22 protein-coding genes and 1 pseudogene are annotated in these 25,563 nt (G+C 44.4%); 20 read left to right on the top strand and 3 right to left on the bottom strand.

Going from position 1 to position 25,563, the window contains the following annotated elements; translation table 11 throughout:
- Nucleotides 1-108 precede the first annotated feature (108 nt).
- The 5 genes from accD to NSS75_RS15695 all read left to right on the top strand — a co-directional run bounded on the left by accD (nt 109) and on the right by NSS75_RS15695 (nt 5,369).
- Nucleotides 109-981 (top strand): acetyl-CoA carboxylase, carboxyltransferase subunit beta, encoded by an 873-nt coding sequence (gene accD, locus NSS75_RS15715; RefSeq protein ID WP_044153863.1) that lies wholly within the window; start codon nt 109-111, stop codon nt 979-981.
- A complete protein-coding gene (gene accA, locus NSS75_RS15710; protein WP_024122460.1) occupies nt 966-1,943 on the top strand; it encodes an acetyl-CoA carboxylase carboxyl transferase subunit alpha in 978 nt (325 codons plus the stop codon). Before accD ends, accA begins: the two co-directional genes overlap by 16 nt.
- 185 nt (nt 1,944-2,128) lie before the next feature.
- Nucleotides 2,129-3,088: a 6-phosphofructokinase gene (gene pfkA / locus NSS75_RS15705; RefSeq protein WP_024122459.1), complete on the top strand. Its 960-nt coding sequence runs from the start codon at nt 2,129-2,131 to the stop codon at nt 3,086-3,088.
- A 43-nt stretch (nt 3,089-3,131) separates the two neighbouring features.
- The gene (pyk, locus tag NSS75_RS15700) at nt 3,132-4,889 is read left to right on the top strand and encodes a pyruvate kinase (RefSeq protein WP_024122458.1); all 1,758 of its coding nucleotides are present in this window, start codon (nt 3,132-3,134) and stop codon (nt 4,887-4,889) included.
- Nucleotides 4,890-4,985: 96 nt separating this feature from the next.
- The gene (locus NSS75_RS15695) at nt 4,986-5,369 is read left to right on the top strand and encodes an FxsA family protein (protein ID WP_024122457.1); all 384 of its coding nucleotides are present in this window, start codon (nt 4,986-4,988) and stop codon (nt 5,367-5,369) included.
- A gap of 30 nt (nt 5,370-5,399) precedes the next feature.
- Here the strand turns inward: NSS75_RS15695 and ytvI are convergent, their stop codons facing one another.
- Nucleotides 5,400-6,515 (bottom strand): sporulation integral membrane protein YtvI, encoded by a 1,116-nt coding sequence (gene ytvI, locus NSS75_RS15690; protein ID WP_024122456.1) that lies wholly within the window; start codon nt 6,513-6,515, stop codon nt 5,400-5,402.
- Between the two features lie 95 nt (nt 6,516-6,610).
- Between ytvI and NSS75_RS15685 the strand changes: the two genes are divergently transcribed.
- From NSS75_RS15685 to coaE, 10 genes and pseudogenes are all read left to right on the top strand, one after another.
- Nucleotides 6,611-7,075, top strand: coding sequence for a DUF441 domain-containing protein (locus tag NSS75_RS15685; protein WP_010335274.1), 465 nt, complete (start codon nt 6,611-6,613; stop codon nt 7,073-7,075).
- Between the two features lie 330 nt (nt 7,076-7,405).
- On the top strand, nt 7,406-8,524 hold the full coding sequence (gene citZ, locus NSS75_RS15680; RefSeq protein ID WP_010335272.1) for a citrate synthase: 1,119 nt from the start codon (nt 7,406-7,408) through the stop codon (nt 8,522-8,524).
- Between the two features lie 160 nt (nt 8,525-8,684).
- Entirely contained in the window at nt 8,685-9,956 is a 1,272-nt protein-coding gene (gene icd / locus NSS75_RS15675) for an NADP-dependent isocitrate dehydrogenase (protein WP_024122455.1), read from the top strand.
- 43 nt (nt 9,957-9,999) lie between these two features.
- A complete protein-coding gene (gene mdh, locus NSS75_RS15670; RefSeq protein ID WP_010335270.1) occupies nt 10,000-10,938 on the top strand; it encodes a malate dehydrogenase in 939 nt (312 codons plus the stop codon).
- 226 nt (nt 10,939-11,164) lie between these two features.
- Nucleotides 11,165-11,887, top strand: a complete 723-nt coding sequence (gene phoP, locus NSS75_RS15665; protein WP_010335269.1) for a two-component system response regulator PhoP — start codon at nt 11,165-11,167, stop codon at nt 11,885-11,887.
- Complete coding sequence (locus NSS75_RS15660) at nt 11,880-13,619, top strand: ATP-binding protein (RefSeq protein WP_103671701.1); 1,740 nt, start codon at nt 11,880-11,882, stop codon at nt 13,617-13,619. The genes phoP and NSS75_RS15660 overlap by 8 nt, the downstream gene beginning before the upstream one ends.
- A gap of 243 nt (nt 13,620-13,862) precedes the next feature.
- The gene (gene polA, locus NSS75_RS15655; RefSeq protein WP_339233764.1) at nt 13,863-16,505 is read left to right on the top strand and encodes a DNA polymerase I; all 2,643 of its coding nucleotides are present in this window, start codon (nt 13,863-13,865) and stop codon (nt 16,503-16,505) included.
- 24 nt (nt 16,506-16,529) lie between these two features.
- Complete coding sequence (gene mutM, locus NSS75_RS15650) at nt 16,530-17,357, top strand: DNA-formamidopyrimidine glycosylase (RefSeq protein ID WP_024122451.1); 828 nt, start codon at nt 16,530-16,532, stop codon at nt 17,355-17,357.
- Nucleotides 17,358-17,510: 153 nt separating this feature from the next.
- Nucleotides 17,511-18,161, top strand: a pseudogene (gene ytaF, locus NSS75_RS15645) (sporulation membrane protein YtaF); the annotation flags it as partial.
- A 15-nt stretch (nt 18,162-18,176) separates the two neighbouring features.
- The gene (gene coaE, locus NSS75_RS15640; RefSeq protein WP_095714231.1) at nt 18,177-18,770 is read left to right on the top strand and encodes a dephospho-CoA kinase; all 594 of its coding nucleotides are present in this window, start codon (nt 18,177-18,179) and stop codon (nt 18,768-18,770) included.
- Nucleotides 18,771-18,805: 35 nt separating this feature from the next.
- On the opposite strand, the gene NSS75_RS15635 is transcribed toward coaE, so the two are convergent.
- Nucleotides 18,806-19,648 (bottom strand): aldo/keto reductase, encoded by an 843-nt coding sequence (locus tag NSS75_RS15635; RefSeq protein WP_339233760.1) that lies wholly within the window; start codon nt 19,646-19,648, stop codon nt 18,806-18,808.
- 24 nt (nt 19,649-19,672) lie between these two features.
- A complete protein-coding gene (locus tag NSS75_RS15630; protein ID WP_044153909.1) occupies nt 19,673-20,863 on the bottom strand; it encodes an MFS transporter in 1,191 nt (396 codons plus the stop codon).
- A gap of 183 nt (nt 20,864-21,046) precedes the next feature.
- Between NSS75_RS15630 and NSS75_RS15625 the strand changes: the two genes are divergently transcribed.
- The 5 genes from NSS75_RS15625 (at nt 21,047) to dnaB (ending at nt 25,539) form a co-directional block, all read left to right on the top strand.
- Nucleotides 21,047-21,427, top strand: a complete 381-nt coding sequence (locus NSS75_RS15625; RefSeq protein ID WP_024122445.1) for a winged helix-turn-helix transcriptional regulator — start codon at nt 21,047-21,049, stop codon at nt 21,425-21,427.
- 206 nt (nt 21,428-21,633) lie between these two features.
- The gene (locus NSS75_RS15620; protein WP_024122444.1) at nt 21,634-22,656 is read left to right on the top strand and encodes a glyceraldehyde-3-phosphate dehydrogenase; all 1,023 of its coding nucleotides are present in this window, start codon (nt 21,634-21,636) and stop codon (nt 22,654-22,656) included.
- 237 nt (nt 22,657-22,893) lie between these two features.
- Nucleotides 22,894-23,274, top strand: a complete 381-nt coding sequence (gene speD, locus NSS75_RS15615) for an adenosylmethionine decarboxylase (RefSeq protein WP_003223584.1) — start codon at nt 22,894-22,896, stop codon at nt 23,272-23,274.
- 271 nt (nt 23,275-23,545) lie between these two features.
- Nucleotides 23,546-24,004, top strand: coding sequence for a transcriptional regulator NrdR (gene nrdR, locus NSS75_RS15610; protein WP_010335260.1), 459 nt, complete (start codon nt 23,546-23,548; stop codon nt 24,002-24,004).
- A 113-nt stretch (nt 24,005-24,117) separates the two neighbouring features.
- Complete coding sequence (dnaB, locus tag NSS75_RS15605; RefSeq protein WP_339233753.1) at nt 24,118-25,539, top strand: replication initiation membrane attachment protein DnaB; 1,422 nt, start codon at nt 24,118-24,120, stop codon at nt 25,537-25,539.
- The last annotated feature ends 24 nt before the right edge of the window (nt 25,540-25,563 follow it).

Genomic DNA, 25,563 nt, shown 5'->3' with positions numbered 1-25,563 from the left:
ACAGCGTTTGACAAAAAAAGTACAATAGTTTCGGTAAAGTTATTAGCAAGTCTATCTGTCTGGATGGCATGCGGTGAAGAGAACCCTTCACAAAAGGGAGGTAATCATTTGTTAAAGGATATATTCACTAAAAAGAAAAAGTATGCTTCCGTACCGTCAGATCAAGCGAAGCACGATGTTCCGGAAGGCATTATGACAAAATGTCCTAAGTGTAAAAAAATCATGCTCACTAAAGAGTTGGATAAAAATATGCGGGTATGCATGAACTGCGATTATCATTTCCCAATGAATGCAAAACAGCGTATCGAAAGCTTGATGGATGAACAGTCCTTTGAGGAATTCAATCAGGGGATGTTATCGGAAAACCCGCTCGGTTTCCCGGGATATCTGGAAAAGCTTGAAAAAGATCGCGAGAAAACATCCTTAAACGAGGCTGTTGTCACAGGCAAGGGCACCATCGGGGGATTTCCTGCTGTTGTCGCGGTAATGGATTCTTCATTCCGTATGGGCAGCATGGGCTCTGTCGTCGGCGAGAAAATCACGCTTGCGATTGAAAAAGCAAAAGCGGATAAAGTTCCGTTTATTATTTTTACTGCTTCCGGCGGTGCAAGGATGCAGGAAGGCATATTAAGCCTTATGCAAATGGCAAAGACAAGCTCTGCCTTAAAATTATTCAGTGAGGAACAGGGTCTCATTATCTCAGTCATGACGCATCCGACTACCGGCGGGGTATCGGCAAGCTTTGCTTCTCTTGGCGATTATAATTTTGCGGAGCCTGGCGCGCTGATCGGTTTTGCCGGAAGAAGGATTATCGAACAGACAATAGGCGAAAAACTGCCGGAGGATTTCCAAACGGCGGAATTCTTATTAAAACATGGACAGCTTGATGCGGTTATTCACCGCGACGACATGAAAAAAACGTTAGAGAATCTGCTGGATATGCATCAAACAGGAGGTGACATTGAGTGGCTGCAAGATTAGAATTTGAAAAACCGGTGATTGAACTGCAAACCAAAATCGCCGAATTGAAAAAATTCACCCAGGATTCGGAAATGGATCTGAGTGCAGAAATCGAACGGCTTGAAGACCGTCTAGCTAAGCTTCAGGATGATATTTATAAAAATCTGAAGCCTTGGGACCGTGTTCAAATCGCACGTCTGCCGGACCGTCCGACAACACTTGATTATATTCATTACCTGTTTACAGACTTTTTTGAATGTCACGGAGACAGAGCGTACGGAGACGATGAAGCCATTGTCGGCGGTATTGCCAAGTTCCACGGCCTGCCTGTGACAGTTATCGGACATCAGCGCGGAAAAGACACGAAGGAAAACCTGGTCCGCAACTTTGGAATGCCTCATCCTGAGGGCTATCGTAAAGCGCTTCGTCTGATGAAACAGGCTGATAAATTTAACAGACCGATTATCTGTTTTATTGACACGAAGGGGGCATACCCTGGACGAGCAGCTGAAGAAAGAGGACAAAGCGAAGCAATCGCCAAAAACCTGTTTGAAATGGCCGGCCTTAGAGTGCCTGTTGTTTGTATCGTCATCGGCGAAGGCGGAAGCGGCGGAGCTCTAGGTTTAGGTGTGGGCAACCACTTGCATATGCTGGAAAACTCTACTTATTCTGTTATTTCTCCGGAAGGTGCTGCGGCACTCTTATGGAAGGACTCCAGTCTTGCCAAAAAAGCGGCGGAAACAATGAAAATCACTGCGCCTGACTTAAAAGAATTAGGTATTATAGATCATATGATAAAAGAAGTAAAAGGCGGAGCGCACCACGATATTAAGCTGCAGGCAAGCTACATGGATGAAACCCTTAAACAATCGTTAAAGACTTTGCTGAAGCTGAATGAAGAAGAATTAATTCAGCAGCGCTATGAAAAATACAAAGCAATTGGGAAAGTATCGATTGAAGATCAATATATCGGGGTAAACTAAATAAACGTGAAGCCTTTGGCTCACGTTTATTTTTTGTGACATTCCTTAAATTTTATTTAAAAACAATTTATTTAATTGTATAATAGGTAAGGTTTCATAGGGAGGATGGAGATCCCTTTTCATTGTTTTTAGGGCAATGATCATGTTATGTTTTAATCATATATGTTTGCTGAGGTGAATGGAGAATGAAACGTATAGGGGTATTGACGAGCGGCGGGGATTCCCCGGGAATGAATGCAGCAGTTCGCGCAGTTGTCAGAAAAGCGATTTATCATGACGTTGAAGTTTACGGCATTTATAACGGATACTCAGGATTGATCAGCGGAAAGATTGAAAAGCTAGAGCTCGGTTCTGTAGGTGATATTATTCATCGCGGAGGAACAAAGCTTTATACAGCAAGATGTCCTGAATTCAAAACGGTTGAAGGCCGTGAAAAAGGGATCGAAAACTTGAAAAAGCTGGGTATCGAAGGGCTTGTCGTTATCGGCGGAGACGGCTCATACATGGGTGCGAAGAAATTAACGGAGCACGGGTTTCCATGTGTAGGTGTACCGGGTACAATTGATAATGACATTCCGGGTACTGATTTTACAATCGGTTTCGACACAGCTTTAAATACAGTAATTGACGCAATTGATAAGATTCGTGATACAGCGACTTCTCATGAACGTACATATGTAATCGAAGTGATGGGCCGCCACGCCGGCGATATTGCATTATGGGCCGGACTTGCAGGCGGTGCGGAATCAATCTTGATCCCTGAGGCTGATTACGACATGCACGAAATCATTGCCCGGCTAAAACGCGGTCATGAGCGCGGGAAGAAACACAGTATTATTATCGTTGCCGAAGGAGTAGGCAGCGGTGTTGAATTCGGGAAACGCATTGAAGAAGAAACAAATCTTGAAACTAGGGTATCTGTATTAGGCCATATCCAGCGCGGCGGTTCCCCAAGTGCTGCTGACCGTGTTCTGGCAAGCCGACTTGGCGCGTATGCGGTTGAACTGCTGCTTGAAGGAAAAGGCGGACGCTGTGTAGGTATACAAAACAATAAGCTTGTAGACCATGATATTATAGAAATACTGGATCAAAAACACACAGTTGAGCAAAACATGTATCAGCTTTCAAAAGAACTGTCTATTTAAGAATGCAGCAGAAGGCTGAAGATTTCAGAAGGAAGTGAACGAATTGAGAAAAACAAAAATTGTTTGTACCATCGGTCCGGCAAGTGAAAGTATTGAAATGCTTACGAAATTAATGGAGTCAGGAATGAATGTGGCTCGTTTAAATTTTTCTCACGGAGATTTTGAGGAGCACGGAGCACGTATTAAAAATATCCGCGAAGCGAGCAAAAAGCTCGGCAAAAACGTCGGAATCCTGCTTGATACAAAAGGCCCTGAAATCCGTACACATACTATGGAAAACGGTGCTATTGAGCTTGAAACAGGCAAAGAGCTTATCGTTTCAATGGACGAGGTAGTTGGAACAACTGATAAGATTTCAGTAACATATGAAGGTTTAGTAGAGGACGTTGAAAAAGGCTCAACGATTCTTTTAGATGACGGGCTTATCGGTCTTGAAGTCCTTGAAGTGAATGCCGCTAAACGCGAAATCAAAACGAAAGTACTAAACAACGGAACACTGAAAAACAAAAAAGGCGTTAACGTGCCGGGTGTCAGCGTCAACCTTCCTGGTATTACTGAGAAAGACGCGAGAGATATCGTTTTCGGTATTGAGCAAGGGGTAGATTTCATCGCTGCGTCTTTTGTACGCCGTTCTACTGACGTGCTTGAAATCCGTGAACTTCTTGAGGAGCATAATGCTCAGGATATTCAAATTATCCCTAAAATTGAAAACCAAGAAGGCGTAGACAACATTGATTCTATTCTCGAAGTGTCTGACGGCTTAATGGTTGCGCGCGGAGACTTAGGTGTGGAAATCCCGGCTGAAGAAGTGCCGCTCGTGCAAAAAGACCTGATTAAAAAATGCAACGCACTGGGCAAACCGGTTATTACAGCGACACAAATGCTTGACAGCATGCAGCGCAACCCGCGTCCGACTCGTGCGGAAGCGAGTGACGTCGCAAACGCAATTTTCGACGGCACAGATGCGATCATGCTTTCTGGTGAAACAGCTGCCGGAAACTACCCGGTTGAAGCGGTTCAAACGATGCACAACATCGCATCCCGTTCTGAAGAGGCGCTGAATTACAAAGAGATTCTTTCAAAGCGCAGAGACCAAGTAGGCATGACGATTACTGATGCAATCGGCCAATCTGTTGCACATACAGCCATTAACTTGAATGCTACTGCGATTGTAACGCCGACTGAAAGCGGCCATACAGCGCGTATGATTGCAAAATACCGCCCGCAGGCACCGATTGTCGCTGTGACTGTAAATGATTCTGTTTCCAGAAAACTTGCTCTTGTATCCGGCGTTTTCGCAGAAAGCGGTCAAAATGCAAGCTCAACTGATGAGATGCTGGAAGACGCTGTGCAAAAATCATTACACAGCGGAATTGTAAAAAATGGTGACCTGATCGTCATTACAGCAGGTACTGTCGGTGAGTCAGGAACAACGAATTTGATGAAAGTTCATACTGTCGGCAATATCATTGCTAAAGGCCAAGGTATCGGCCGCAAATCAGCTTACGGTCCGGTTGTCATTGCGCAAAACGCGAAAGAAGCCGAACAAAAAATGACTGACGGCGCGGTTTTGGTTACAACTAGCACTGACCGTGACATGATCGCGTCTCTTGAAAAAGCGTCTGCTCTTATTACAGAAGAGGGCGGCTTGACAAGCCATGCTGCAGTAGTCGGATTAAGCCTCGGCATTCCGGTTATTGTTGGTTTGGAAAATGCGACATCCATTTTGACAGAAGGCCAGGATATTACGGTTGACGCTTCTAGAGGGGCAGTCTACCAAGGCCGTGCAAGTGTACTTTAATCACATCTGAAAATGGGAAGGGAGCGTATTCCCTTCCTTTTCTCTATTTGTCACTATTTTTGAACGAAGGCGTTTTACACATGTGGGGGGCTGGAGATGAGGTTTTTATTTTTGCTTTTTATTGTGTTTCCGGCAATTGAAATCGGCATATTTCTATTTTCGGGCAAGCTGATCGGCATTCTTCCGACGGTCCTTTTGATGATTCTGACCGGAATCATTGGGGCAGCAGCTGCCAAAAAACAAGGAACTGAAGTTTACTTCAAGGTTCAGCGTGACCTTCAATACGGCAAGATGCCTGGTGAAGCGATTGCTGACGGCCTGTGCATCTTTATTGGCGGCCTTTTGCTGATGCTTCCAGGCTTTTTATCAGATCTGGCCGGCGCATGCCTGCTTATCCCATTCACCCGCAGCTGGTGTAAGCCGATCCTGTTCAAATGGCTGAGAGGCATGTCGAAGAACAAGCGGATCATTATAAAATAAAAACGGCAGCCTGCATTATGGGCTGCTGTTTTATTTTTGCTGGACAGTGATGTAGGACCATATTTCCTTTAAGGCACCTGTTGTAATAAAAGCCTGGATGACGACGAGAACGGCAGGACCGGCAATCAGTCCTAAAAAGCCGAACAATTTAAAGCCGGCAAAGAGGGCAATGAGTGTTGCCAGCGGATCGATTCCGATTGATTTACTTAATATTTTCGGCTCTGTCAGCTGCCGCTGAACGAGTACGACAAGGTACAGCACACCAATTCCAATTGCTTGAGGAAGCTGGCCTGTAATCGATAAATACAAAATCCACGGCACGAAGACGGATCCTGCTCCTAAATAAGGGAGAAGGTCGACTAGCCCGATTAAAAAAGCAATCGTTGCTGCATGCTCAACCTTTAAGAGAGAAAGACCGATGAATACAATGACCATCGTAAGGAATACAAGAACAGCCTGCGCTTTAATGAAACCGGTCATTGCTTTTTTTAACTCGCTGCTGATCGCCTTTCCGTTTGCTGTTATTCGATCCGGCAGCACTGAAACGAGCATCGCTTTCAGCTTGTGCCAATCCTTTGTCATGAAAAATGTAGCAAGAAGTGAAAATATCAAAACAGCCGCGGTATTCGGAAGCAGCGCGAAAAACTTCGGGATCATTTCAAGAATGTGAGACAGCAGCAGTCCTGCGTTTTTGGCAGCGGAATCTCCAAGTGTCTGAATGTGAGTGACGATGGAAGCCTGCTGGTTGGTCTCCAATTCATGAAATAAAACGGTCAGTTCGTGATAGAGCGGCTGGATATGAGTGGTAAACAGTTTTTCACAATAAGAGATAAATGTGCTGATATGCGGGGGAAGGGTTTTTGCAAGATATGCAGTCCCTGTTACGATTTCTGCTATCACAATGGTCAGCACACCGAACGCCGCGAGCAGAAAAAAGGCAAGCACGCCGATGACATTTAAAGTTCGCGGGAATCCGGTCACCTTGTCCAAGTAGTCTACAACAGGGTGAATCGCTGTTGAAAGAATAAGGGCAATGAGGAACGGATATGTTAACGGAAACGAATAATAAACAGCGGCTGCTGATCCGGCTGTAAGCGACACGACAAAGAGTGTTCGGAAAAAAATAGTGATATAGGATTGATTCACAAAAACGCTCCTCCTCTCGTCAGCATGTCCTATTGTTATGTTTATTCACGGTACGGCTGTATATGAATACATTCATCTTAAAGGAGGGATGACGCGTGTTTACACAAGCGAATTTATTTTTAATATTACTCTTGGCTATTGCACTTATCGCAAAAAATCAATCGCTGCTTTTTGCTGTATCCGTCCTTTTGATCATTAAAATCGTGGGACTTGACCAAAAATTTTTCCCGACTATCCAGTCAAAAGGCATCAACTGGGGCGTGACCGTCATCACAATTGCTGTTCTTGTTCCAATCGCCACAGGAGAGATTGGATTTAAACAGCTTGGTGAGGCAATGCGTTCTTCTTACGCATGGATTGCATTGGGGGCGGGAATTGCCGTTGCGCTGATTGCCAAAAATGGCCTGACCCTGTTGGAAAACGATCCTCACATCACCACTGCTCTTGTCATCGGTACCATTCTCGCTGTCGCGCTTTTCGGCGGAGTCGCAGTGGGTCCGCTGATCGGAGCGGGGATTGCTTATATTGCGATGCAGCTCGTAAAACTGTTCACTTCATGAAAAAAGCGGCTTGCTGCCGCTTTTTTTTAATGCCAAAAAACCGCAAATAAAGGCGTTTTTTCGGGAAAATCATAGAATGAAAAAAAAAATTATAGGTAAACATTTAACAAATGTCTGATTATTGTTTATAATAGGAATAGGCACAAACTTAAAAAAGCTTATAAGAATTTGTTATGTTCTTTCATAAGCAAAGGGTTTCAGCACCAGCAGGCAGTAAAATGTAAGCATTTTCTTTTGGGGGGAGAAATACTTACAACATGCTTTTTAAGTTAGCCTCATGTTTTTACAACACTCTTAAAGGGGAAATTTATTGAAAAGGAGATGTTATATATGACAGCGACACGCGGTCTTGAAGGGGTTGTAGCAACAACATCATCTGTTAGTTCGATTATTGATGATACCCTTACATATGTGGGGTATGATATCGATGATTTGACAGAGAATGCGAGCTTTGAAGAAATCATTTACTTGCTTTGGCACTTAAGGCTGCCAAACAAAAAAGAGCTTGATGAGTTAAAACAGCAGTTAGCAAAAGAAGCTGCCGTTCCGCAAGAAATTATTGAGCACTTCAAATCTTATTCCCTCGAAAATGTTCATCCCATGGCTGCTCTTCGGACAGCGATTTCTTTACTAGGCCTGCTTGACAGCGAGGCTGATACCATGAACCCGGAAGCCAACTACAGAAAGGCGATCCGCCTTCAGGCAAAGGTGCCTGGTCTGGTTGCAGCGTTTTCCAGAATCCGCAAAGGTCTTGAACCCGTTGAGCCAAGAGAAGACTACGGCATTGCCGAGAATTTTCTCTACACATTAAACGGTGAAGAGCCTTCGCCAATTGAGGTTGAGGCTTTCAACAAAGCGCTGATTTTACATGCTGACCATGAGCTGAACGCGTCAACGTTTACAGCAAGGGTCTGCGTCGCAACACTTTCTGATATCTATTCAGGCATTACTGCCGCAATCGGCGCACTGAAGGGCCCGCTTCACGGCGGTGCAAACGAAGGCGTCATGAAAATGCTGACAGAGATCGGCGAAGTGGAGAATGTCGAGCCTTTCGTTCGCGCCAAGATGGAAAAGAAAGAAAAAATAATGGGATTCGGCCATCGCGTTTATAAGCATGGCGATCCGCGCGCCAAACATTTAAAAGAAATGAGCAAACGTCTGACCAACCTGACCGGCGAAAGCAAATGGTATGACATGTCGATTCGCATCGAAGAAATCGTGACATCAGAAAAAAAGCTTCCGCCTAACGTTGATTTCTATTCCGCTTCTGTTTATCACAGCCTCGGAATAGACCATGACCTGTTCACACCGATTTTTGCTGTGAGCAGAATGTCCGGCTGGCTCGCTCATATCCTTGAGCAGTATGACAATAACCGCCTGATCCGCCCGCGTGCAGATTACACAGGCCCTGACAAACAAACTTTTGTTCCGATTGAAGAAAGAGCCTAAAGAACCATGGGAGGCTGGCTTATGTTAATGAAGTTAGCCTCTTGTTCAGAACATCAAAGATGGTTTACACTTTAGAATGTTAAGAAAAATCATTTTGTTTTCTATATAAGAAAAATAAAATGTTTTCTAAATATGAATTACATACTGGGAGGTTTTTATTGTGGCACAAGGTGAAAAAATTACAGTCTCTAACGGAGTATTAAACGTACCAAACAACCCGATTATCCCGTTTATTGAAGGAGACGGAACCGGTCCTGATATTTGGAATGCGGCTTCAAAAGTTTTGGAAGCCGCAGTAGAAAAAGCATATAAAGGTGAAAAGAAAATTACGTGGAAAGAAGTTTATGCCGGAGAAAAGGCTTATAATAAAACAGGTGAGTGGCTTCCTGCTGAAACATTAGATGTCATCCGCGAATATTTCATCGCGATTAAAGGCCCGTTAACGACACCTGTCGGCGGCGGTATCCGTTCTTTGAACGTAGCGCTCAGACAAGAGCTTGACCTATTCGTTTGCTTGAGACCGGTAAGATATTTTACTGGAGTGCCGTCACCGGTAAAACGCCCTGAGGATACTGACATGGTCATCTTCCGTGAAAATACAGAAGATATTTACGCAGGCATCGAGTACGCAAAAGGCTCTGAAGAAGTGCAAAAGCTTATCAGCTTCCTGCAAAATGAATTGAATGTCAACAAAATCCGTTTCCCTGAAACATCAGGTATCGGCATTAAGCCTGTTTCTGAAGAAGGAACAAGCCGTCTGGTCAGAGCGGCAATTGAATATGCGATTGAGCACGGCCGCAAGTCTGTAACGCTTGTACACAAAGGAAACATCATGAAGTTCACGGAAGGCGCCTTCAAAAATTGGGGCTATGAGCTTGCAGAGAGAGAATACGGCGAAAAAGTCTTCACATGGGCTGAATATGACCGCATTGCTGAAAAAGACGGAAAAGACGCCGCTAATAAAGCGCAAAGCGAAGCAGAAGCAGCAGGCAAAATCATTATCAAAGACAGCATTGCTGATATTTTCCTTCAGCAGATTCTGACACGTCCAAGCGAATTTGATGTTGTTGCAACAATGAACCTTAACGGAGACTATATTTCTGACGCTCTTGCGGCGCAAGTAGGCGGAATCGGTATTGCTCCTGGGGCGAACATCAACTACGAAACAGGACATGCGATTTTCGAGGCGACACACGGAACGGCTCCTAAATACGCCGGACTTGATAAAGTAAACCCATCTTCAGTTATTCTTTCAGGTGTGCTGCTGCTTGAGCATTTAGGATGGAATGAAGCGGCTGATTTAATCATTAAATCTATGGAAAAAACAATCGCTTCCAAAGTCGTAACTTACGATTTTGCCAGATTAATGGACGGCGCGACTGAAGTTAAATGTTCAGAGTTCGGAGAAGAACTGATTAAAAACATGGACTAAGCAAGGAAACAGCCTAAAATTAGCCATAAAGGAGAAGAGAGACATGGGAAATACTCGTAAAAAAGTTTCTGTTATCGGAGCAGGTTTTACCGGAGCGACAACAGCTTTCTTAACCGCTCAAAAAGAGCTGGCGGACGTTGTTCTCGTTGATATCCCGCAATTGGAGAACCCGACGAAAGGAAAAGCCCTTGATATGCTGGAAGCCAGCCCGGTTCAAGGCTTTGACGCGAAAATTACGGGTACATCTAATTATGAGGATACGGCTGGTTCTGACATTGTTGTCATTACAGCCGGTATTGCAAGAAAACCTGGTATGAGCAGGGATGATCTAGTCTCTACAAACGAAAAAATTATGAGAAGCGTCACACGAGAAATCGTGAAATATTCTCCTGACTCTATCATTGTGGTTTTGACAAACCCTGTTGATGCAATGACATACGCAGTATATAAAGAATCTGGCTTCCCGAAAGAGCGCGTGATCGGCCAATCAGGTGTGCTTGATACGGCAAGATTCAGAACGTTTGTGGCGGAGGAATTAAACTTGTCAGTGAAAGATGTGACTGGTTTTGTTCTCGGCGGACACGGTGACGATATGGTGCCGCTTGTACGTTATTCTTATGCTGGCGGTATCCCGCTTGAAACCCTCATTCCAAAAGACCGGATTGACGCGATTGTGGAGCGCACAAGAAAAGGCGGCGGCGAGATCGTGAATCTCTTAGGAAACGGAAGCGCGTATTATGCGCCTGCGGCTTCACTGACAGAAATGATCGAAGCAATCTTAAAAGATCAGCGCCGCGTCCTTCCTACAATTGCTTATCTTGAAGGAGAATACGGCTATGAAGGCATCTACCTTGGTGTTCCTACAATTGTCGGCGGAAACGGGCTTGAACAAATCATTGAGCTTGAATTGACAGAATACGAGAAAGAACAGCTGAATAAATCAGTTGAATCTGTCAAAAATGTGATGAAAGTATTATCCTAAAATAAAAAGAGAAAGGCTGGTTTAATCGAAGCCTTTCTCTTTTTATTACAAAATGAAAGCGCTTCCTCATATTCCTCAGCTGCCTCTTGTATTTTTCTTTTAAAATGATGTAAAAGGCGAATTGTCGGAATGTCTGGCTTTCGTTAAAATAAAATCATGAAACATGGTAAGATGACATAAAATAGAGAAATAGGATGTCGGGGAATTAAGATACTGGAGGCACAGCATGAACAAGAAAATTTTAGTTGTGGATGATGAAGAATCTATCGTTACACTTTTGCAGTACAATTTGGAGCGATCAGGCTATGAGGTTATTACTGCTTCGGATGGAGAAGAAGCACTCAAAAGGGCGGAAACAGAAAATCCTGATTTAATTGTGCTTGATGTGATGCTTCCAAAGCTGGATGGAATTGAAGTATGCAAGCAGCTGAGACAGCAAAAACTCATGTTTCCTATTTTGATGCTGACAGCGAAGGATGAAGAATTTGACAAAGTATTAGGGCTTGAGCTTGGTGCTGATGATTATATGACCAAGCCGTTCAGCCCTCGAGAAGTCAATGCAAGAGTAAAAGCTATTTTAAGGCGTTCTGAAATGGCTGCGCCCTCTAATGATATGAAAAACGAGGAAACAGAAGGACAAATTGTTATCGGCGATTTGAAGATTCTGCCCGATCATTATGAAGCTTATTTTAAAGAAAATCAGCTTGAGCTGACACCGAAAGAATTTGAGCTGCTTTTGTATTTAGGCAGACATAAAGGCAGAGTGCTGACGAGAGATTTGCTTTTAAGTGCTGTCTGGAACTACGATTTTGCCGGAGATACGAGAATTGTTGATGTGCATATCAGTCATCTTCGAGACAAAATTGAAACGAATACAAAAAAACCGATCTATATTAAAACCATTAGGGGATTGGGGTATAAATTGGAGGAGCCAAAAATGAATGATTAAATATCGTGTGCGCCTTTTTTCTGTGCTTGTTGTCTGTATGATTGTGGTGTTTAGTGTACTCGGGCTGTTTTTACAGCAGCTCTTTGAATCTTCTGATCAAAAAAAATCGGAGGAACACATTGAAAAGGAAGCCAAATACATGGCTTCGCTGCTTGATGCCGGCAATCTGAATGACCAGGCAAATGAGAAAGTCATTAAAGATGCAGGCAGTGCGCTTGATGTAGAAGCGTCCGTGATCGATACAGAAGGAAAGGTGCTGTACGGGTCTGACGGCAGCGCGGCGGATTCTTCACAGATTCAGGCGCTTGTCTCCGGTCATGAGGGAGTTCTCGCGAAAGAGGAGAACATGCTTTACTATGGGCTTTCGCTTAGGAGCAAAGGCGAAAAAACAGGGTATGTGCTGCTTACTTCCCGTGAAGAAAGCTCGGGTCTGAATGGCGAGATGTGGGGCATGCTGACGGCCAGTCTTTGTACCGCTTTTATTATTATTGTTTTCTTTTATTCTAATATGACCTCTCGCTACAAAAGATCTATTGAAGCAGCCACAAACATGGCAACAGAGCTGTCAAAGGGGAATTACGATGCCCGTACATACGGCGGTTATATCAGGCGTTCTGACAAGCTTGGCCGGGCCATGAACAGCCTTGCCGTTGATCTGATGGAAATGACGAGGACGCAGGAAATGCAGCGCGACCGCCTGCTGACTGTCATTGAAAACATCGGTTCCGGGCTGATTATGATTGATGGAAGAGGTTTTATCAATCTCGTCAACAGGTCTTACGCGAAGCAGTTTCATGTCAATCCGAATCAGATGCTGCGCCGTCTTTACCATGATGCATTTGAACATGAAGAAGTGATCCAGCTTGTCGAAGAGATTTTTATGACTGAGACGAAGAAATGCAAGCTATTAAGGCTTCCAATCAAAATTGAAAGGCGTTATTTTGAAGTGGACGGCGTTCCTATTATGGGGCCGGATGATGAATGGAAAGGGATTGTGCTCGTTTTTCATGACATGACAGAAACGAAAAAATTAGAGCAGATGAGAAAAGATTTTGTGGCCAATGTTTCCCACGAGCTGAAAACGCCGATTACATCGATCAAAGGGTTTACGGAAACGCTATTAGACGGGGCAATGGAGGACAAAGAGGCGCTTTCAGAATTTCTCTCGATTATTTTAAAGGAAAGCAAAAGGCTTCAGTCATTGGTGCAGGATTTGCTTGATCTTTCTAAGATTGAGCAGCAAAACTTTACGCTCAGCATCGAAACGTTCGATGCAGCGAAAATGCTGGCTGATATTGAAACGCTGCTTAAGCATAAAGCGACGGAGAGAGGTATCTCTTTACAGCTGAACGTTCCGAAAGACCCTCTCTATGTAGCGGGCGACCCGCACCGGCTGAAACAGGTGTTTTTGAATCTCGTAAACAATGCATTAACCTATACACCGGAGAAGGGTTCGGTAGCTATCAATGTCAAACCGGGAGAAACAGAGATTCAAATTGAAGTTTCCGATACCGGGATTGGCATCCAGAAAGAAGAAATTCCCCGCATCTTTGAACGGTTTTACCGCGTTGATAAAGACAGAAGCAGAAACTCAGGCGGGACCGGTCTCGGTCTTGCGATTGTAAAGCATTTAATAGAGGCTCATGAAGGCAAAATCGATGTGACAAGCGAGCCGGGCAGAGGCACTGTGTTTACAGTGACGCTGAAGCGGGCTGCTGAAAAGCCTGTTTAATGTTTACAAAGCTTTAACAATATCTTCATGCACTGTTAAACCTATGCTGGTAGGATGTAGTAGAACCCCTTCATCCAAGGAGCCAATTTTGACGGCGGGAACCTTTTTGTGTTCCCGTCCTTTTTTGTGTGTTCTCATCGGTTCGCGTATTTTCCTTTCAAATTGAACTTTGTTAAAATAAGAGAAGCTAAAGACTATTATTATGAGATGAATGGAAGCTGCTGCTTCTTAGGAGGATATTGAATGACGGAACGAAAAAAATTAGTGCTTGTAGACGGAAACAGTCTGGCTTACCGGGCGTTTTTCGCATTGCCGCTGTTAAGCAATGATAAAGGAATTCATACAAATGCGGTTTACGGTTTTGCGATGATTTTGATGAAAATGCTTGAGGATGAAAAGCCGACGCATATGCTGGTTGCGTTTGATGCCGGGAAAACGACGTTTCGTCACGGCACATTTAAAGAGTATAAAGGCGGAAGGCAGAAAACCCCGCCTGAGCTTTCAGAACAAATGCCGTTTATCCGCGAGCTGCTTGATGCCTATCAAATCAGCCGCTACGAACTGGAACAATACGAAGCTGACGACATTATCGGCACACTCGCCAAATCGGCTGAAAAAGACGGCTTTGAGGTAAAGGTTTTCTCGGGCGATAAGGATTTAACACAGCTTGCAACAGATCAGACGACGGTTGCCATTACGAGAAAAGGAATTACCGATGTTGAGTTTTACACACCAGAGCACGTCCAGGAGAAATACGGACTCACGCCCGACCAAATTATTGATATGAAGGGTTTAATGGGGGATTCTTCTGACAACATCCCGGGTGTGCCTGGTGTCGGGGAAAAAACCGCGATTAAGCTGTTAAAACAATTCCATTCTGTTGAAAAGCTGCTCGAATCAATTGATGAGGTAAGCGGAAAAAAACTCAAGGAAAAGCTGGAAGAATTTAAGGATCAGGCCTTGATGAGCAAGGAATTGGCGACGATTATGACCGATGCGCCGATTGATGTGTCCGTTTCGGGTCTGGAATATCAAGGCTTTAATCGTGAACAGGTCATTGCCATCTTTAAGGACCTTGGGTTCAATACGCTTCTTGAACGGCTCGGGGAAGACGGTGTAGAGGCGGAGCAGGATCAGTCGTTAGAAGAAATTGATGTCAAAACAGTCACCGACGTGACTAGCGATATATTGGTTTCTCCATCTGCATTTGTCGTTGAACAGATTGGCGATAATTATCATGAAGTGCCGGTTCTCGGTTTTTCGATAGTTAACGAAACGGGATCCTACTTTATTCCAAAAGACGCTGCTGTCGAGTCTGCTGTGTTTAAAGAATGGGTGGAAAATGACGATCAGAAAAAATGGGTCTTTGACAGCAAGCGGGCTGTCGTGGCTTTGCGCTGGCAGGGCATTGAGCTGAAAGGTGCGGAGTTTGATACGCTTCTTGCCGCTTATATCATTAATCCGGGCAATTCGTATGACGACGTTGCCAGTGTGGCTAAGGATTACGGCTTGCATATCGTTTCAAGCGATGAATCAGTTTACGGCAAGGGAGCAAAACGCGCAGTGCCGGCAGAAGGCGAACTGTCTGAGCATCTCGTCAGAAAGGCTTTAGCCATTCAAAGCCTCCGGGAAAAGCTCGTTCAGGAGCTGGAGAACAACGATCAGCTTGAATTGTTTGAGGAGCTGGAAATGCCGCTGGCGCTTATTCTCGGAGAAATGGAGTCAACAGGCGTAAAGGTTGATGTTGACCGCTTAAAACGAATGGGAGAAGAACTGAGCGCCAAGCTGAAGGAATATGAAGAAAAAATTCATGATATTGCGGGAGAGTCGTTTAATATCAATTCTCCTAAACAGCTCGGCGTCATCCTGTTTGAAAAGATCGGCCTGCCAGTTGTGAAGAAAACGAAAACAGGCTATTCAACGTCTGCTGATGTGCTTGAAAAGCTGGCTGACAAACATGATATTGTTGACTATATTTTGCAGTACAGACAAATCGGCAAGCTGCAATCGACATACATCGAAGGGCTTTTAAAGGTGACAAGAAAAGATACACACAAGGTGCATACGCGCTTTAACCAAGCCTTAACGCAAACAGGGCGCCTCAGCTCGACCGATCCGAACCTGCAAAACATACCGATCAGGCTTGAGGAAGGGCGCAAGATCCGCCAGGCCTTTGTTCCGTCTGAAAAAGACTGGCTCATTTTTGCGGCTGATTACTCGCAAATCGAGCTGCGGGTGCTTGCCCACATTTCAAAGGATGAAAATTTGATCGAAGCCTTTACAAACGACATGGATATTCATACAAAAACAGCAATGGATGTGTTCCATGTCGCTGAGGATGAAGTGACATCGGCGATGAGACGCCAGGCGAAAGCGGTCAACTTCGGAATCGTATACGGCATCAGTGATTACGGGCTTTCACAGAATCTCGGCATTACGCGGAAAGAAGCCGGGGCATTCATCGACCAATATTTGGAAAGTTTCCAGGGCGTCAAAGCGTATATGGAGGACTCGGTGCAGGACGCGAAGCAAAAAGGCTACGTAACCACGCTGCTGCATCGCCGCCGCTACATCCCTGAATTGACGAGCCGAAACTTTAATATCCGCAGCTTTGCGGAGCGGACGGCAATGAATACGCCGATTCAAGGAAGTGCCGCGGATATTATTAAAAAAGCCATGATTGATATGGCAGCCAAGCTGAAAGAAAAGCAGCTGAAGACTAGATTGCTGCTTCAAGTGCACGATGAATTGATTTTTGAAGCGCCGAAGGAAGAAATTGAAATACTTGAAAAGCTTGTTCCAGAAGTGATGGAGCATGCGCTTGCATTAGATGTGCCGTTAAAGGTGGACTTTGCTTCAGGCCCATCCTGGTACGATGCGAAATAAACAGAGATAAAGGAAGTGATAGATGTGCCGGAATTACCAGAGGTTGAAACCGTCCGGCGCACTCTGACCGGGCTTGTAAGAGGAAAAACAATCAAATCGGTAGAGATCAGATGGCCGAATATCATCAAACGGCCTGCCGAACCGGAGGAATTTGCGCGAAACTTAGCAGGAGAAACCATCCAGTCCATCGGAAGACGGGGAAAGTTTTTACTGTTTAACTTGGATCATTATGTCATGGTCTCCCACCTTCGTATGGAAGGAAAGTACGGGCTTCACCAAGAGGAGGAGCCGGACGATAAACACGTGCATGTCATATTTACGATGACGGACGGAACCCAGCTGCGTTACAGGGACGTTCGGAAATTCGGAACCATGCATTTATTTAAACCGGGAGAGGAAGCAGGAGAGCTGCCGCTTTCTCAGCTCGGACCCGAACCGGATGCAGAAGAATTTACGAGTGCGTATTTGAAAGCACGGCTCGCGAAAACAAACCGAGCTGTCAAAACCGCTCTTCTGGATCAGAAAACGGTCGTCGGACTTGGGAACATTTATGTGGACGAGGCTCTGTTCAGAGCGGGCGTCCATCCCGAGACAAAGGCAAACCAGCTGTCAGATAAAAAAATCAAAAAACTTCATGCTGAAATTAAAAATACCCTTCAGGAAGCGATTGATGCCGGTGGAAGCACTGTCCGGTCGTATATCAATTCCCAAGGAGAAATCGGAATGTTTCAGCTGCAGCATTTTGTGTACGGGAAAAAAGATGAGCCCTGCAAAAATTGCGGCACCATGATTACCAAAATTGTCGTCGGAGGCAGAGGCACACATTTTTGCGCCAAGTGCCAGAAAAAATAGAGGAATGCTTCATCGTCCAAGCTGTCGGTGCATATATCAGTAACTCTGTAATAGAGGAAGTGCCGTTTTTCGGAAACACGGATTTTTCACTTTTCCATATACATGATTGTGATGAATCTCCGGGCATTTAACATCTGATACAAGAGCACCAACAGAAAGGAAGAAACGGATATGCAAATGGTTTCTATACTGCTGCTGGCGTTAGCTGTCAGCTTGGACAGTTTTTCAGTCGGATTTACGTATGGATTGCGTAAAATGAAGATACCGCTAAAAGCCATAATTGTCATTGCCTTCTGTTCCGGCACTGTTATGTTTATATCCATGCTGATCGGAAGCTTTCTCACCAAGTTTTTTCCCGTGTATGTGACTGAGAAGCTCGGCGGGTTAATATTGGTTGGAATCGGCGTGTGGGTTTTATATCAATTTTTCAGGCCGGCAAAAGACAAAGACTACTTATTGCATGAAAAAACGCTGCTTAATTTAGAGGTTCGGTCATTGGGCATTGTGATCCACATTTTGAGAAAACCGATGAGTGCGGATATCGACAAATCTGGTGTGATTAATGGGATTGAAGCGGTGTTATTGGGATTTGCCCTGTCGATTGATGCCTTCGGAGCAGGTATGGGAGCAGCCATTCTCGGTTTTTCTCCCATTGCGATGAGCATAACCGTCGCGATTATGAGTTCGCTGTTTGTGTCAGTCGGCATCAATGCCGGCCATATTCTGTCTAAATGGAGATGGATCGATAAAATGGCGTTTTTGCCGGGGCTTCTGCTGATCACGATCGGGCTCTGGAAATTGTAAAAAGGAGTGGATCTCTTGACCTTAGTCATTGGTTTAACGGGAGGAATAGCAAGCGGCAAAAGTACGGTTGCCAATATGCTGATAGATAAAGGAATCACTGTCATAGATGCGGATATCATTGCAAAACAAGCGGTAGAAAAAGGGATGCCGGCCTACCGGCAGATCATTGACGAATTTGGTGAAGACATTCTGCTCGAAAATGGTGATATAGACAGAAGAAAGCTTGGGGCGCTGGTCTTTACAAATGAACAGAAGCGTCTTGCTTTGAATTCAATTGTTCATCCTGCGGTCAGAGAGGAAATGCTCAAGCGGCGTGATGAGTCCATTGCAAATCAGGAGACATTTGTAGTATTAGATATCCCGCTTTTGTTCGAAAGCAAATTGGAGTCTTTAGTGGATAAAATTATTGTGGTCAGTGTGACAAAAGAGCTTCAGCTTGAACGCCTGACCAAGCGCAACCAATTAACGGAGGAAGAAGCGCTTAGCCGGATCCGCTCCCAAATTCCATTAGAGGAAAAAGTGTCAAGAGCGGATAACGTAATAGACAATAGCGGCACACTCGAAGAGACAAAACAGCAGCTTGAGGAAATTCTCAGCTGCTGGGCATAACAAAACACCGTTCATTATGAACGGTGTTTTTGTGATTAAAAATCAAAATTGTCCGGATCAGGACCGACGCGCAGATTTTCATTTAACGCATCAATTCGGTTCATGTCATCCTGTGATAATTCAAAATTAAATATGTTCGCGTTCGCTTTAATTCGATGTTCCTTTGTTGATTTAGGAATGGTGATGACACCGTGCTGTAAATCCCAGCGTAAAATGATTTGCGCGACTGATTTGTTATATGATTTTGCAATGTCTGTCAGTTCGGGATGATCAAGCAATTGTCCCTGCATTAAAGGTGACCATGCTTCCATTTGAATGCCTTGCTTCTTGCAATAAGCCATCAGCTCTTTTTGCGTGAGGCGCGGGTGGAATTCCACTTGGTTGATCATAGGCTTCATTTCAGCACCCTTCAGCAGATCCTCCAGGTGGTGGATTTGGAAATTGCTCACACCGATCGCTTTGACACGGCCTTCTTTATACAATGTTTCAAGTGCTCTCCAAGCTTCTTTATATTTGCCTTCCACAGGCCAGTGAATGAGGTATAGATCTAAATATTCCAAACCGAGTTTTGACAGGCTTGTTTCAAATGCCGCCAATGTTTCCTCATACCCTAAATCCGCATTCCACACTTTTGATGTGACAAATAGATCCTCTCTGGAGATGCCGGCTTCTTCAATTCCTTGCCGCAAGCCTTCCCCGACTCCCGCTTCATTTCCGTAGATAGCGGCCGTATCAATACTGCGGTAACCGTGAACAATGGCGGTTTTCACAGCATTGACGAGTTCCGATCCTTCTTCCACTTGGAATACACCGAGGCCGAACCACGGCATTTTCACCCCGTTATGAAGTGTTGCTGCTGCTTGTAAATGTGTGGTCATATTTGTTTCCTCCTTATTGAAATGTTAGGCTGCCTGCCGATCCTGTTTTTCCAGAAGACGGCTCCAGCCTGTTAAGATGACGGCTCCTGCTACCATTAAAGCTCCAATCCACGCGGTATGAATCAGCCCGATGGAATCGGTAATCACGCCGCCCAAAAAAGATCCTAGGGCAATTCCTGCGTTAAATGCTGCAATATTAATCGCGGATGCTACATCTACTGCGCTCGGTACAAAACGTTCAGCCAGCATGACGACATATACTTGCAGGCCTGGCACATTCATAAAGGCCAGCAAGCCCATAAAGAGAATCGTAATGAGGCCAGCAATTTTATAAGGAGCCGTAAATGTTAACGTAAACAGGACGAGCGCCTGTACGATAAACATATAAAACAGCGCGGCGATCGGATTTCGATTGGACAGTTTTCCGCCAATCATATTTCCGATAGCAATGGCAATTCCGTATACGAGCAGGATAATGGCTACAGTGCCGGCCTTAAAGCCCGTCACTTCCTGAAGCAGGGGAGACAGGTAAGTGAACACAACAAATGTTCCTCCGTATCCTAAAGCTGTTATGACAAATAAAAGCAGTAAACGGCCGTTTGTCACAAGCTTCAATTGATCCCGCATCGTTGTTTTCGTCCCTTTTCGTAAATTGGAAGGGACAAGAATGCCATTTGCAATGACAGCGATAATGCCGACGGCGATAATAACCATAAAGGCAAACCGCCAGCCGAGCTGCTGGCCGATAAACGTGCCGAAAGGAACTCCGGTTACTGTTGCGACGGTGAGTCCTGTAAACATAATGGAAATCGCACTCGCCCTTTTATTTTCAGGGACAAGATCAGCTGCGATCGTCGAGCCGATCGACATAAACACACCGTGTGAAAAAGCGGATATCACACGTGCTGCTAAAAGAATCCCGATGCTTGAGGCTGACGCGGCCATCGTATTCCCGGCGATAAAAATGATCATGATCCAAAGCAATAGCGTCTTTCGTGACATGCTTGAGGTTAATGACGTTAAAATAGGCGCGCCGAACGTAACACCCAGTGCGTATAGCGAAACGGTCAATCCTGCTGTTGTTACAGGAATGTGTAAATCATCAGATATTAACGGCAAAAGGCCGACGCTGATAAATTCAGTTGTCCCTATCGCGAATGCACTAATGGCGAGAGCCAGAAGTGCAGGAATGCTGCTTTTATTGGCTGAAGTCATTCAAGTTCCTCCTTTTCTGTTATGTGTTGTATGATTGAAATTCTGCCGAACAAGCTATATAAATAAAAGAGCAGATTCAATTCAGCCGGCAAATGTGATTATGAAAGATATCATCAAAAAAGAAAAGTACGTACTTTTAAGTGCTATAGTCACTTTTTGGTGCCTGTAAGGAGAGTGAACCGCATGGAGAAGAAAAAATATAACATTTCAGTTGAAGCGACTCTTGAAGTAATAGGCGGGAAATGGAAATGCGTGATTTTATGCCACCTGACACACGGAAAAAAACGAACAAGTGAGTTAAAGCGTTTAATGCCGAATATCACTCAAAAAATGCTGACCCAGCAGCTGCGTGAGCTGGAAGCTGACGGTGTCATTAACCGTATCGTGTACAATCAGGTTCCTCCTAAAGTGGAATACGAACTGAGTGAATACGGCCGCAGCTTAGAAGGCATTTTAGATATGCTCTGCGATTGGGGAGCAAATCATATAAACAAGGTATACGGCGATACTTTCTCTGTATTAGAAGAAAGTGTGCTCAATGATAAATTGAAACAGGAATCATAAGAAAATAAAGCAGGCAGTGCGCAGCGCTGGCTGCTTTTTTGATTCTTTATCCTCATATTGTGTGCAAGAAAACGTATGATACATCATAAATTAGCGTTATAATCGTTGATTTTTATCAATATGTACTGACGAATTCTTTTTAATGTGTTATACTAATTTCAGATGACAACAATTTAGAATGACATAATTGATGAGGGGTGACCAACGTGAAGGTAAAAGTAGCGATAAACGGGTTTGGAAGAATCGGAAGAATGGTCTTTAGAAAAGCAATGTTAGACGATCAAATTCAAGTAGTGGCTATTAACGCCAGCTATTCGGCTGAAACGCTGGCTCATTTAATAAAGTATGACACAAATCACGGACGGTACGACAAAGAGGTTGAGGCTGGAGAAGACAGTCTGATTGTGAATGGAAAAAAAGTACTCTTGTTAAACAGCCGTGATCCGCAACAGCTGCCTTGGCGGGAATATGATATTGACATTGTCGTTGAAGCAACAGGGAAGTTTAATTCAAAAGAAAAAGCGATGGGACATATTGAAGCGGGCGCGAAAAAAGTCATTCTGACCGCTCCGGGGAAAAATGAAGACGTTACCATTGTGATGGGTGTTAATGAAGACCAATTTGATGCTGAACGCCACGTCATTATTTCAAATGCGTCATGCACGACAAATTGCCTTGCACCGGTTGTGAAAGTGCTAGATGATGAATTTGGCATTGAGAGCGGTCTAATGACGACAGTGCACGCTTATACGAATGATCAAAAAAATATTGATAATCCGCACAAAGATTTGCGCCGCGCCCGGGCATGCGGTGAATCCATCATTCCGACGACAACAGGAGCGGCAAAGGCGCTTTCGCTTGTTCTGCCTCACCTGAAAGGAAAGCTTCACGGTCTCGCATTGCGTGTGCCTGTACCGAACGTCTCATTAGTTGATCTTGTTGTCGACTTGAAAACGGATGTAACGGCAGAAGAGGTAAACGAAGCATTCAAACAGGCTGCCAAAACGTCAATGTACGGAGTGCTTGATTATTCGGATGAACCGCTCGTGTCGACAGATTATAATACGAATCCGAATTCAGCGGTTATTGACGGGCTTACGACAATGGTGATGGAAGACAGGAAAGTAAAGGTTCTCGCATGGTATGACAATGAATGGGGCTACTCATGCAGAGTAGTTGATCTCATCCGCCATGTGGCGGCACGAATGAAACATCCATCTGCTGTATAGAATAAGGTCATGGACACAATTTAAGAAAAAACCCTTAACAGCATATTTCTGAAAAAACGCTTCTTGCAAATTAGACTTAAACACAGTATACTATTTTTCGTGAACTTCTTGCTTGAGACTGTTTCGGGATTACTTAAAGGGTTAGGACCTCTCCGGACTAACTTTCCCCCGTGGTAAATAGCCGACCCAGTTGTTGGAACTTCACTTTTTAATTCTTGTTAAGGGGGGTCCATGACTATGGAAACAATGGGGCGTCACGTTATCTCCGAGCTATGGGGATGCGATTTTGATAAGCTGAATGACATGGATTTTATTGAAAAAACGTTTGTAAATGCTGCTTTAAAATCAGGAGCTGAGGTGCGCGAGGTTGCATTTCACAAATTTGCACCGCAAGGCGTAAGCGGAGTCGTTATTATTTCCGAATCACATTTAACGATTCACAGTTTTCCTGAGCACGGATATGCAAGCATTGATGTTTATACTTGTGGAGACTTAGATCCTAATGTCGCTGCTGACTACATTGCAGAGGCATTACATGCTGATACAAGAGAAAACATTGAAATACCAAGAGGAATGGGGCCTGTGCAGATTAAACAGGCGCAAGCGAAAGTACTATAGAGCAAACACGAACACAAAGGGAGCTGGAGCTAGAAAGCGTTACGCGCTTTTTAGCTTATGCTCCTTTTATTTTTATGAACAAACAGGGGCGGCTAGCTTTTTCTTTTTCCGTTTTTTTTGTAAAATAAGAAAGAGATATGTCATAAACCGCCTGATGCTGTTAGACACAGCCTAAACAACGGCTCTCCCGACAGATGCCTGTCACATCACTTATAGCCGGAGGCTGCCGAATATACATTGCAGGGAACGAAATAGTTGGGAGCTGATTTTATTGAAATGTCCTTCATGCCAGCATAACGGAACGCGAGTCCTCGATTCACGGCCTGTGGATGACGGAAAATCCATTCGCAGAAGACGGGAATGCGAAGCCTGCCATTACCGTTTTACTACCTTTGAGAAAGTGGAGGAAACCCCGCTCATCGTTGTCAAAAAAGAAGGCGTGCGAGAGGAATTCAGCAGGGAAAAAATGCTGCGCGGCCTTATTAAAGCATGTGAAAAAAGGCCTGTTTCACTCAAAACGCTGGAAGATATGTGTTTTGACATTGAAAAAGAACTGCGCAATCAAGGCTGTTCCGAAGTGAAAAGCGAGTTCGTCGGAGAAATGGTCATGGATCGCCTGGCTAAGGTTGATGAAGTCGCATACGTGCGGTTCGCGTCCGTCTATAGGCAGTTTAAAGATATTAATGTCTTTATCGATGAATTAAAAGATTTAATAAAGAAAGAGCGTTAAAGAGCTAAAAGGATTCTTCTAGCTCTTTTCTCATGTGCAAAATTGGCATTTGATAGATATTCGAAACGGTGTAAAATGAGAGGTAGAAACATAATCGGAAGGTTTGAGAATGTATGGCTGACTACTGGAAAGATGTACTGCCTGTAGACCCTTATGTGGTGAAAAGCAAATCAATGCTGCAGGATATTGACAGACAAATTATTACACAACTGTACCAGCCCTTAATCGGCCCTGTTGCATTCTCTCTTTATATGACATTGTGGGGAGAACTTGAACAAAACCGTCTGTGGGGCGGAGAATCCACACATAGACAGCTGATGGGAATGACCCAGTCCAATTTGAAAACGATCCATCAGGAACAGGGAAAGCTCGAGGGCATCGGATTGCTAAAAGTATATATGAAAGAATCCGAGCGGCAGGAGCGCCTCTTTATATATGAACTGCTGGCGCCGCTGCGGCCGAATGAATTTTTCGAAGACGGCATGCTGAACGTTTTTCTGTATAACAGAGTCGGAAAAACAAAATATCAGCAGTTAAAACAATTTTTTACGCATCCGGCGATTTCAGAAGACGCCAAAGAAATTACAAGGCCGTTTAATCATGCGTTTGAATCACTGCAGCCGAGTGAATGGAAGCTCACATCCGATATGGAGGAAACGGTGAGACTTGCGACGGGAAGGGAGTATACAACTGTCGGACAGGCTCCGTCCTATACCGTTACAGAGGATGTGTTCGATTTTGATTTGTTTTTAGCGGGGCTTTCGGAGACGATGATTCCAAGAAAAGCAATGACACAGCAGGTGCGGGAAACGATTAAAAAGCTTTCTTATTTGTACGGCATTGATCCTTTGCAGATGCAAAATGTCGTCATGAGCGCGATCGATGAGCATGAAGTGATTACCACCGAAGCTTTAAGAAAAGCAGCAAGTGACTGGTACCAAATCGAGAGGAACGGACAGCTGCCGAACTTAGTGGAGAAAACACAGCCGGTACATCTGCGTGAAGGCGGAAAAGCGGCAGAAGAGGATTCGCTGGATAGTGAGCTGATCGCATTGCTGGAGGTCATCTCACCGAAAAAGCTTCTTCAGGATATCGCGGACGGAACCGAACCGTCAAAAGCAGATCTAAAAATTATAGAAGAAATTATGTTTGAACAGAAGCTGGAGCCAGGCGTCACAAATGTATTGATTTATTACGTCATGCTGAAAACCGACATGAAGCTGTCGAAAAATTATATACAAAAAATTGCCTCCCATTGGGCGCGCAAAAAAGTCAAAACGGTCAGAGAAGCGATGAAGCTTGCCATAGAAGAAAACCGCCAGTATCTCGAATGGGCTGAAGGGAAAACGAGCCAATCTTCTAAACGAAATCAAAAAGTGATTCGCGAAGAAAAACTTCCTGACTGGATGAAAGAAAAGAAAACGGCTTCCGATTCTGAAACCGGACAGCAAATGCTGCATGAACAGGACTTGGAAGAACAGAAGAAAAAGATGATGGAAGAAATGAAAAAACTGAAAAAATACTCTGCCTATTAAGAGCAGAGATGCGGGGTGAAGTAA

The sequence above is a fragment of the Bacillus sp. FSL K6-1012 genome (assembly GCF_037964915.1).
GTDB classification, from domain to species: domain Bacteria; phylum Bacillota; class Bacilli; order Bacillales; family Bacillaceae; genus Bacillus; species Bacillus halotolerans.
Note: the sequence above shows the minus strand (reverse complement) of the source record. Positions and strands in the feature narration are given on the sequence as shown.